This window comes from Streptomyces bohaiensis (assembly GCF_012033785.1).
GTDB lineage: Bacteria > Actinomycetota > Actinomycetes > Streptomycetales > Streptomycetaceae > Streptomyces > Streptomyces bohaiensis.
This window is the reverse complement of record NZ_JAAVJC010000183.1, coordinates 1-9594: the sequence shown is the minus strand read 5'-3', so window position 1 is coordinate 9594 and position 9594 is coordinate 1. Positions and strand designations below refer to the sequence as shown.

At 74.3% G+C, this 9594-nt stretch carries 7 protein-coding genes; 2 read left to right on the top strand and 5 right to left on the bottom strand.

Translation table 11 applies throughout. The features are described from left to right. Positions 1–139 precede the first annotated feature (139 nt). The 3 genes from HCN52_RS17635 to HCN52_RS17625 all read right to left on the bottom strand — a co-directional run bounded on the left by HCN52_RS17635 (position 140) and on the right by HCN52_RS17625 (position 3765). The gene (locus HCN52_RS17635; RefSeq protein ID WP_168089414.1) at positions 140–625 is read right to left on the bottom strand and encodes a DUF779 domain-containing protein; all 486 of its coding nucleotides are present in this window, start codon (positions 623–625) and stop codon (positions 140–142) included. Beyond that, positions 625–2142 (bottom strand): acetaldehyde dehydrogenase ExaC, encoded by a 1518-nt coding sequence (gene exaC, locus HCN52_RS17630; protein ID WP_168089413.1) that lies wholly within the window; start codon positions 2140–2142, stop codon positions 625–627. The genes HCN52_RS17635 and exaC overlap by 1 nt, the downstream gene beginning before the upstream one ends. A 279-nt stretch (positions 2143–2421) precedes the next feature. After that, positions 2422–3765, bottom strand: coding sequence for a GAF domain-containing protein (locus tag HCN52_RS17625; RefSeq protein WP_168089412.1), 1344 nt, complete (start codon positions 3763–3765; stop codon positions 2422–2424). A 318-nt stretch (positions 3766–4083) separates the two neighbouring features. On the opposite strand from HCN52_RS17625, the gene HCN52_RS17620 reads away from it, so the two are divergent. Continuing rightward, positions 4084–4794: an HNH endonuclease family protein gene (locus HCN52_RS17620; RefSeq protein WP_245175242.1), complete on the top strand. Its 711-nt coding sequence runs from the start codon at positions 4084–4086 to the stop codon at positions 4792–4794. Positions 4795–4916: 122 nt separating this feature from the next. Here HCN52_RS17620 and HCN52_RS17615 read toward each other — a convergent pair whose 3' ends face one another. Continuing rightward, a complete protein-coding gene (locus HCN52_RS17615) occupies positions 4917–5096 on the bottom strand; it encodes a hypothetical protein (protein WP_167973952.1) in 180 nt (59 codons plus the stop codon). Between the two features lie 506 nt (positions 5097–5602). Beyond that, a complete protein-coding gene (locus HCN52_RS17610; protein WP_168089411.1) occupies positions 5603–8374 on the bottom strand; it encodes a D-alanyl-D-alanine carboxypeptidase in 2772 nt (923 codons plus the stop codon). A 336-nt stretch (positions 8375–8710) separates the two neighbouring features. On the opposite strand from HCN52_RS17610, the gene HCN52_RS17605 reads away from it, so the two are divergent. Then, positions 8711–9499 (top strand): GOLPH3/VPS74 family protein, encoded by a 789-nt coding sequence (locus HCN52_RS17605; protein WP_168089410.1) that lies wholly within the window; start codon positions 8711–8713, stop codon positions 9497–9499. Positions 9500–9594: the final 95 nt, after the last annotated feature.

Genomic DNA, 9594 nt, shown 5'->3' with positions numbered 1-9594 from the left:
CCCCCCCGCCGCAGGTGCGCACCGGTCGGGTGCCCACCGGTCACCGCGTCATGCGTGCGACGGGCCGGCGGTTGCGGCGCATCGGGCGTGCGAGGACCGGATGTGCCGCGACCGGGCCGGCCTCGCGTGGTGCGCCGGGTCAGGGCGCGACCTCCGCGCCGGTGGGCGGGGGCGGGGCCGCCTCGGCGCGCGCGCTCTCCTCCTCGGTCATCACGCGGGAGCGCAGCAGGAAGCGCACGCCCTCCGGGGCCTCCAGCGAGAACCCGCTGCCGCGGCCCGCCACCACATCCACCGTGAGCACGGTGTGCTTCCAGTAGGCGTACTGGTCGGCGCTCATCCAGAAGGGCGTGCCGTCGGGCAGCGTCTCCAGCAGGACGTCGGAGGCACCGACGCGGAACTCGCCGCGCGGGTAGCACATGGGCGAACTGCCGTCGCAGCACCCGCCCGACTGGTGGAACATCAGCGGGCCGTGGGTCTCGGCGAGTCGGGCCACCAACCGGGCGCCCTCGTCGGTGAGTCGGACCCGCTCCGGTGGGGCGTCCGCCGCTGTGTCGGCGGCGGGCGTCCCGGCGGGCGGGGGCAGCGCCCCGCCCTCGGACTCGAAGTCGCCGGTCGGGGTCGTCATCAGAAGAACCCGTCCCGGTTGGTCGAGTAGCTCACCAGCAGGTTCTTGGTCTGCTGGTAGTGGTCGAGCATCATCTTGTGGTTCTCACGGCCCATGCCGGACTTCTTGTAGCCGCCGAACGCGGCGTGTGCCGGGTAGGCGTGGTAGCAGTTGGTCCACACCCGGCCCGCCTTGATCTCGCGGCCCAGCCGGTAGGCGTTGTTGCCGTCGCGGGTCCACAGGCCGGCTCCCAGCCCGTACAGCGTGTCGTTGGCGATCGTCAGCGCCTCGTCGACGGAGTCGAAGGTCGTCACGGAGACCACCGGGCCGAAGATCTCCTCCTGGAAGACCCGCATGTCGTTGGTGCCGCGGAAGATGGTGGGCTCCACGTAGTAGCCGCCGTCGAGCCCCTCGACGGTGCGGGCGTTGCCGCCGGTGAGGATCTCCGCTCCCTCCTGCCGTCCGATGTCGAGGTAGGAGAGGATCTTCTCCAGCTGGTCGTTGCTGGCCTGCGCGCCGATCATCGTCGCGGGGTCCAGCGGGTCGCCCGCGACGATGGCCTCGGTCCGCGCGATGCAGCGCTCCATGAAGGCGTCGTGGATGCGGGAGCTGACCAGGGCCCGGGAGGGGCAGGTGCAGACCTCGCCCTGATTGAGGGCGAACATCACGAACCCCTCGACCGCCTTGTCGAGGTAGTCGTCGTCGGCGGCGGTGACGTCGTCCAGGAAGATGTTGGGGCTCTTGCCGCCGAGTTCCAGCGTGACGGGGATGATGTTCTCGCTGGCGTACTGCATGATCAGGCGACCGGTCGTCGTCTCACCGGTGAAGGCGACCTTCGCCACGCGCGGGCTGGAGGCCAGCGGTCGCCCCGTCTCCGTCCCGAAGCCGTTGACGACGTTGACCACGCCGGGCGGCAGCAGGTCGGCGATCAGCTCCATCACCAGCAGCAGGCTGGCCGGGGTCTGCTCGGCGGGTTTGATGACGACGCAGTTGCCGGCGGCGAGCGCGGGCGCGAGCTTCCAGGTCGCCATGAGGATCGGGAAGTTCCACGGGATGATCTGGCCGACGACGCCCAGCGGCTCGTGGAAGTGGTACGCGACGGTGTCGCGGTCGATCTCCCCGATGCTGCCCTCCTGCGCGCGGATGACCCCGGCGAAGTAGCGGAAGTGGTCGACCGCCAGCGGCAGGTCGGCGCCGAGGGTCTCCCGGACCGGCTTGCCGTTCTCCCAGGTCTCGGCGACGGCGAGCCTCTCCAGGTTCTCCTCGATGCGGTCGGCGATGCGGTTGAGGACCCGCGACCGCTCCGCGACCGAGGTGCGGCCCCAGGCCGGGGCGGCGGCGTGCGCGGCGTCCAGCGCCAGCTCCACGTCCTCGGCGGTGGAGCGCGCCACCCGGCAGAAAGTGCGTCCCGTGAGGGGGCTGGGGTTGTCGAAGTACTGCTCCTTCACCGGGGCGACCCACGCGCCGCCGATGAAGTTCTCGTACTGCTTCTCGTAGCTGACGATGCTGCCCTCGGTCCCGGGCTGTGCGTACACCATGGAAGGTCTCCCTCGGCACGGTCCGTCTGCGGTACGGCGGCGCGGCGACAGTCCGGGCCGTCCCACCGCCGTCCGCCGAGGGTGCCCGGCACTGGTTGGCGCGGGGTTGGCTCGCAGGTCAGCGGCGGTGACGCGCGTCACCGCCGCGGGGACGCGGCGGCGCGGGGCGTGCAGTGCGGGGCGCGCGGTTCGGGGCGTGCGGGGCGTGCAGTGCGGGGCCGAGTCGGTCGGCGCACCGGGCAACCGGGCAACCGGCCGGTCAGCCGGCGGCCCGGTCCGTCAGTCGGCCCGGGCAGCGCTCAGCAGCCCGCGGACCCCGGCCCGTCGCGGGTCGTCCGGCGGGAGCCGCCGCAGGGTCTGCTCGTGGACCTCGGCGTCGTCCGGTGCCACCGCGCCGTAGCGGAGCAGGAGCTCGGGGTCCTCGCTGCCGAGCACCGCGGAGCGGACGGCGACCTCGGTGCGGCGGCGCCACACGGCGATGCCGGGGGCGTCCGACCGGGGCAGCAGCGGGCCGCGGTAGCGGCGCACCGCGGTGGCGAGGTCACCGGTGTCCAGCGCCCGCAGCACCTGCACCGCGTCGCAGGTGACGGGACGGGTCAGCGTGTAGCGGCGCGGTGTGATGTGGCCGCCGAGCGCGCGGCGCAGGTGGGAGACCTCGGCCTTGAGAGTGGAATCGGTGACCGGCTGGTCGCCGTAGAGGGCGAGACGCAGCGCGGCGGGGGTGAGCCCGAGGGGCTCCAGCGCGAGCAGGGCGAGGATCTCCAGCTGGCGGGGCGGGAGCCGGAGCGCTGCGCCGTCGCAGACGCAGCGGGCGGTCTCCCCCAGGCAGCGCAGCAGCACCGGGCCGGGAGGCGGTCCGCCCTCCGCGCCGGGCGGTGCGGGTGGCGGCGCGCCGGGAGCCGCCGCGGTGGGCGGCGAGGCCGCGGCCGCGTCGACACCGGAGTCCGGCGCGAGGGGATCGGGCGCGGCGGGCCGGGCGGGTTCCGCCAGCCGCGCCTCGATCGCGGACGCCACCGTGCGGACCAGCGACATCGCCATGGGGTGGCAGCGGTCCCAGGTACTGGAGAGGTCGATGACACCGAGTATCCGGCCGTCCGGGGCCCGGACCGGTGCGCAGTAGCAGACCCAGCCGTGCAACGCCTCGACCAGGTGCTCCGCGGAGAAGACGGTGCTCGGTCGGCCGGTCCGCAGGGTGAGGCCGAGCGCGTTGGTCCCCATGGCAGGTTCGTTCCACCGACCGCCCGGGGCGAAGTTGACGCGCTCTGCGCGGCGGCGCATCACGCTGCCGCCGCAGGTCCACAGGATCGTCCCCGTCCGGTCGGTGACCGCGGCGATGTACCCGGCGTCCTCGGCGGTGCTGCGGAGTTCCGCGGAGACCGCCGTGACGGGGCCGCGGAGCGGGGAGTCGTTCCAGCGGGGGTGGACGGCCCCGCCGTCGGTGACGGGCGCCCCGTCGCGGTGAGGGTCGACGGTGGGGATCGAGCGCCGCCAGGAGTCCGCGACCTCGCGGCGGCCCGGCGGTCCGCCCGCCGGGCCCCACGCCGGGTCACGAGCGGGGACCCAGCGTGACCAGGTCTCGGTCAGCTCGGCCCGCCGTCGGCTGAGTTCGCTGCTGTCCGGCATGTTCACCCCTCGACCGCGCTGTCGTACAGGGCCCGCACTCCCGATTGTCGCGCAGGCGGGACGGGCCGCACCCGGGGTCGGGCGAACGGGGCCCGACGGGTGCCGCACGGGGCGCGGGAGCCGCCTGTCGCGAGGGGGCCGCGCCGTGGTGGTGACCGCACGCGCCGGGGTGCGCGGTGGCACGCCGTCGCTGCCGGGGCATCCGCGCGCCGGACACGCGCCGTGTCCCGGGCGCCTGCCGGGCCGCCGACCCGGGTAGCCTCCCGGCGGTACACGTGCCCCCGGCCGGGGGCACCCGCTATTCGGAACCAGGGCGGCATGACGCGCATGAGGCGGCATCAACTGATAGTCGGGACACTGGCGGTGGCGCTGGCCGCGACCCTCACCGGGTGCGGCGAGGAGGGCCTGTCGCTCCCGTCACCGGAGGACATCTCCGAGAGCGCGCCCGGTGATTCGGCGCCCGAGGGCGGGTCGTCGGAGACGACGCTGCCCAACCTCCCCGGCGCCCAGGAGGGCCGGACCATGCTCGGGGAACTCACCGTCGCCGAGGAGGGCTCGATGGCGGGCTACTCGCGCGACGAGTTCCCGCACTGGCAGTCCACCGACGGGTGCACCGCCCGGCAGCATGTGCTGATCCGGGACGGTGTCGGCGTCGAGACGGACGACAACTGCCAGCCGCAGGCGGGTGAGTGGTACAGCGAGTTCGACGGCGAGACGCTGACGGCCGCCGCCGACGTCGACATCGACCACATCGTGCCGCTGGCCGCCGCATGGCGGTCCGGTGCGGACTCCTGGGACCGCGAGCGGCGGCGGGAGTTCGGCAACGATCTGGAGAACCCGCAGCTCATCGCGGTGAGTCAGCCGTCCAACCGCTCCAAGGGTGACCAGACGCCGGCGGACTGGCGGCCGATGGAGTCGTACTGGTGCGACTACGCGCTGGCGTGGACGGCGACCAAGCACACCTACGAGTTGACGGTCACCGACGAGGAGCACGAGGCCCTGACGGAGATGCTGGACACCTGCGGCTGACGCCCGCCCGCAGGCCCGCCCCGCCGCGTGCGGCAGCGCGGGCCCTGCGGGGTCCGGTGCCGGGGCGGACCCCGTCGACCGGGCGGCCGGGAGCACCCGGTTCCGGTCGGACGCGGGTCCGGTCAGATGCGGGTCCGGTAGCGCTCCGCCTTGTCGAGGATGGCCGTGAAGCGTTCCCACTGCTCGGCCGCCTCCCGGGTTGGCCCGACGGTGAAGTCCTCCGGGTCCAGAAAATCGAGACGTTCGCGGGTGGCCGGATCCAGGTCCCGCCACGCCGCCTCATCCTGCGGTGACCGCGCCACAGTCGTTGCACACCCAGTTGCCGTTGTTGAGCCGTCGACCGCTGGTCGAGCCGCATGACGGACACTTCATCACGCCGCTCCTCCCCCGCACCAGCAGCTCAGGTGAAAGGACCGACTGTAGCGCGCCGCAACGCGGCGTGGCAGCCCCTCGCCCCCTGGTGACGGTGGTGCGCCGGGCCGGTACCGGGCGCGCGGCAGCACGGCCGGAGCACCGGGCTCCGCCCCGCGGAGCGCGCCCACCCCACAGGCGCGCGACCATTCATTGCGCGCCCCCTGCGCGCTCCCCACGCGCCCATGACCCCTCACCCGTCGCTCTCCGTGGTCACCGGTGCCGGGTGGCCCGCCCGCGGTGCCCCCGCGGGCGCCGGTGACGCATCGACGGAGACCCGTCTGCTGAGATGAACGGCGGCGGCCCGTGGGCGGGGCGCACCCGCAACGGCGCGCGGGGCGCGCCGGTGACCGGCGCGCCCCGCGGGCGGAGGGTGGGCGGCGGGCGCCCGGTGGGCTCACCCCAGCCGGAACAGCCGGGCGAGGAAGCCGGGTTCGGCCATGGCAGCCCCGAGTTCGACCGGTACGGCGACCGCACTGTCCCGGTCCCCCACCGTGAGGCTGCCGACCTCCGTCCCCGACTCGGCATGAGAGGGCAACCCGTCCAGCGCCGCGTAGTGGCCGGGGATCTCCTCCTCCTCGGACGCCGCCTCCTCGTCCGCCGCCGCATCCGAGGCGGCTCGACCGGCCGGCTCCTCCGACAGGCCGACGCGGACGGCCAGCCCCGGCCATCCGACGGCGGTGACGTCCTCACTCGTCACCACCGGGGTCCTCCCGTCGAGTCCGTCGTCGACGTGGCCGACCGTCTCCCCGGCCGCGAGGACGGGTTCGGTGGTCAACTGGTCCTGCGCGAAGCGCATCAGCGCGTCACCGGCCGTTATGGCACCGGTCCGTATCGAGTTGTCGGACGGGTGGGGCGGCTGGCTGAGGACGGCCCCGACGATCAGCACGTTCTCGCCGTCCACCTCCTGGCGGGCCGCGAAGAGGAAGTTGCCGCCCGTCTGGGTGCGGCTGCCGGTCTTGATACCGACCACGCCGTTGACCGGCACCAGCGAGTTGCCATTGGGGTGGGTCTCGCCGTACTGGTCGACATAGGAGGAGACCCCGACGATCTGGCGCATCACCGGGTCCTGCATCACCGCCCGGCCGAGCTTCACCTGGTCGGCCGCGGTGCTGACCGAGCCGAGGTCGTAACCGGCCGGGTCGGTGTAGACGGTGTCCTCCATGCCCAGCTCCGCGGCGGCGGCGTTCATCTTCCGCACGAAGGAGCTGGTGTCGCCCGAATCCCACCGGGCAAGCAGCCAGGCCACGTTGTTGGCCGAGGCGATCATCAGCGCCTGGAGCGCCTCCCGCTGGGTGAGGACGTCGCCGGCCTGTATCTCGACCACCGAGTCACCGCGGCTCTCCCCCAGGCCGGCGTCCTCCTCCGCCTTGGGGTCCACCGGAATCTCCGCGCCGTCGCCGTCCGGCTCCATGGGGTGGTCGCGGAGGATCACATAGGCCGTCATCGTCTTGGTGACGCTGGCGATCGGGACGGGCTCCTGGTCGCCGGCGGTGCCGAAGGTGCCGACACCGTCCACGTCCAGCGCCGCCTGGCCCGTGTCCGGCCACGGCACGGCCGGGAGTTCCCCGGCGAAGGTGTGCGTCTGTGCCGTGGTCGCGACCAGTTCGGGCTCGGGGAGCGGGCGCAGCAGCTGCCCCACGGCCAGCAGCACCACCAGCAGCAGCACCAGCGGGGTCCAGATCTTCACCCTGCGCAGCGTCGAGCGGAGCAGTGACGGCGCCGGCGCCTGGCGGTTGGTGAGTTCGGCCAGCAGCTCCATCGGGTCCCGGAGCGAGTCCGGGATCGGCGGGGGCGGGCCCTCGGGCGCCGGCGCGGCGTCCGGGTCCCGGTCACGGGGGTCGTCCGCCGCGGGGGGCTTCGGGACGAAGAGCGTCCTGGCGTGCCCGTCGATCCGCTCGCCGGTGCCCGCGGGGGTGGCGGGGGCGGTCGCGAGCGCAGCGGGCTCCCTGGTCCGCTTCTTCGCCCACTGGGGTGGGGAGGCGGCGTCCCCGCCGCCTGCGGTGACGGCGGGCACGACGGCGGTGGAGACGGCCGTCACCGCCGAGCCGTCGTCGGCCGCGTCGCGCAGCGGGACGAACCGGCTGGCGCGGCGGGTGTCACCGGACTCGGCCGGCGTCGCACCGGTCCCGCCGTCCCTGGCCTCCGCCTCGTGCTCGCCCTCGTCGTCGTCCTCGCCGACGTCCTCGCCGGCGCCGCGTCCGCCGGACTCGGCCGGGTCGTCCTTCTCGGGCTCGGCCCGCTTCGCCGTGCGGGGCCGGTCGCTCGTCCCCGCCGCCTCGGCCTCCTCGGACTCCGCCGCGGTGCGGGGCGCCGGTACCACCCGGGTGGCGTGGTTGTCCCCGCCGCCGCCCCCGTCCTCGTCGGCCGTCGCGGTGTCGGCGCCCCGGAGCGGGCCCGCCGGGGCGTCCCCGCCGGCGGCTCCCGGCTCGGTCTCGCCGGCGGCCCCGCCCTCCTCCTGGGGGGCGTCACCGGCCTTGGCGAGCGTGACGGGGACCCCGGTCCGGTCCGAGGCCGGTGGGCCGGGGTCCGGCGTGGGCTGCGCCGCGGGCGCGGGCTCCGTGCCCTCCTCGACCTCGGTGATGACCGCCCCGTCCTCGGACGCCGGGGCACTCTCCTCCGGGTCGACCCCGTCGCCGGCCGCCTCCGGCTCGGCCGGGGAGGCATCACCGGCTTCCTCGGCGCCTTCGGTCCCTTCCGCCCCTGCTGCCGCCTCGGCCTCGCCGGCCGTCGCGGCGGGGGTGCGCTTCTTCTCCAGCGTCAGGCCGGCGCCTGCCGCGACCGCCCCCCGGCCGGGGGTCCCGCCGATCGCCGCGTCGGCATCGGCGTCGGTCGTCCGCGCCGCCACCGGCTTCTCGGCCCTCTCCGCCCCCGTGTCCGCGTCCGTGTCCGCGTCCGTGTCCGCGTCCGTGTCCGCGTTCCCGTCCGCGTCCGCGTCCGCCCGGGCCGACGTACCCGTGTCCGCTTCCGCCTCCGACGGGTCGTCCTCCCGTGACAGCAGCCCGCCGCCCGCTCGCAACCGGAGGGTGCCCCGGTCCGCGGGCGCCTCTTCGTCGACGCGCTCACCCCGCGCGCCGTCGCCGCTCCCGTTCACGCCGGTCGGCCGGCGCAGCACGGTCGTGCGCTCCGCTTCGGCGCCCGACCGCTTCTGCGACGGGCGGCGCAGCACCGTCGTCGCACTCTCAGGCCCGTCCCCCCGAGCACCGCTGTTCTTCGCTACCGCTTCCGCGGGAACCGAATCCTGCTTCCCGCGCGTTTCCTCCGGTGACCGCTCGCTCTCCGAGCCGTCCGGGGACTTACCCGCCACCCCATGCCTCCTCGCCCACTGTTCCAACAGCATCAGCCGCTACCAGTCTGACGCGGCCCGGGGGTGCTCCGGCTCCCGCCCCTACCTCACAAAACCACAACGACATATCTACGGGTTTCATTACAAACCGAACATGTGCTCTCGACAGAGCCCTGTGAGAGGCGTCACCCTGTCTGTCATCCACGCGGGGAGGCATGGATGAGCAGGAGTCGTAGAACCATTCCGGAGGAGCTGCTGCTGCTCGCTCTGGACCCGGCAACGGGTACCACTGCACAGCCGCAGTCGCTGGACCTCGGCCTGGCCGGGGCGCAGCTCGTCGAACTGGCGCTCGCCGGACGGATAGCCCCCGATGGGGACCGCATAGCCGTGGTACTGGCACGGCCGACAGGAGATCCCACCCTGGACACCGCACTGGAGCTGCTGCGCCGACGTGGCAGCCCGGTACGTGCGGTGCACTGGATCGGCGGGCCCCGACTGGGGCTGCGCCAGACGTATCTGACCCATCTCGAACGCTGCGGCATGGTGCAGGCGATCGAGAACCACATGTGCGGCGTACTGCCGACCACTCGGTACCAGGCGTCGGACAACATCGTGAGCCGGCAGATCCGGCACCGGCTCGACACCGCGATCCGCACCGGCGCACCGCCGGACCCGCGGACCGCGGCGCTCGCCTCGCTGGCGCACGCCGTCGGCCTCGGCAAGCACCTGTACCCGGGCAACGAGGGCAGGTCCTCACGCTCGCGGCTGCGGGACCTCATCCGCCATGACCCCATGGGCGGACTGGTCGCCCACGCGGTCATGGAGGTGCAGAACGGTGCCGCCGGCCAGGCCAAGCGCGCCGCGGCGCCAAGTCGCGGACGGGGGCAGGCACCCCGTGCGGCGGCGGTGCCGGCCCAGGGACCGGAGCAGGCCGCACCACGGCACGCCGAGCGGTCCCACCCCAGGGAGCTGGCGCGCGTGACCCGCTCGGCGGTCACCGCCCGCTGACCTTCGACCGACCGTGCTGAATTGCCATGACTTGCCTCCGGCTCCTTTCCAGGATTCACCTGGTAGGTCAGTTGGGTGCGCCGGCGGGGGAGGGG

Bases quoted from the DNA above. Each gene is read 5' to 3' on its own strand.
- HCN52_RS17635 (WP_168089414.1), bottom strand. From the start codon at position 625: ATGACGACCCCGACCGGCGACTTCGAGTCCGAGGGCGGGGCGCTGCCC.
- exaC (WP_168089413.1), bottom strand. From the start codon at position 2,142: ATGGTGTACGCACAGCCCGGGACCGAGGGCAGCATCGTCAGCTACGAG.
- HCN52_RS17625 (WP_168089412.1), bottom strand. From the start codon at position 3,765: ATGCCGGACAGCAGCGAACTCAGCCGACGGCGGGCCGAGCTGACCGAG.
- HCN52_RS17620 (WP_245175242.1), top strand. From the start codon at position 4,084: ATGACGCGCATGAGGCGGCATCAACTGATAGTCGGGACACTGGCGGTG.
- HCN52_RS17605 (WP_168089410.1), top strand. From the start codon at position 8,711: ATGAGCAGGAGTCGTAGAACCATTCCGGAGGAGCTGCTGCTGCTCGCT.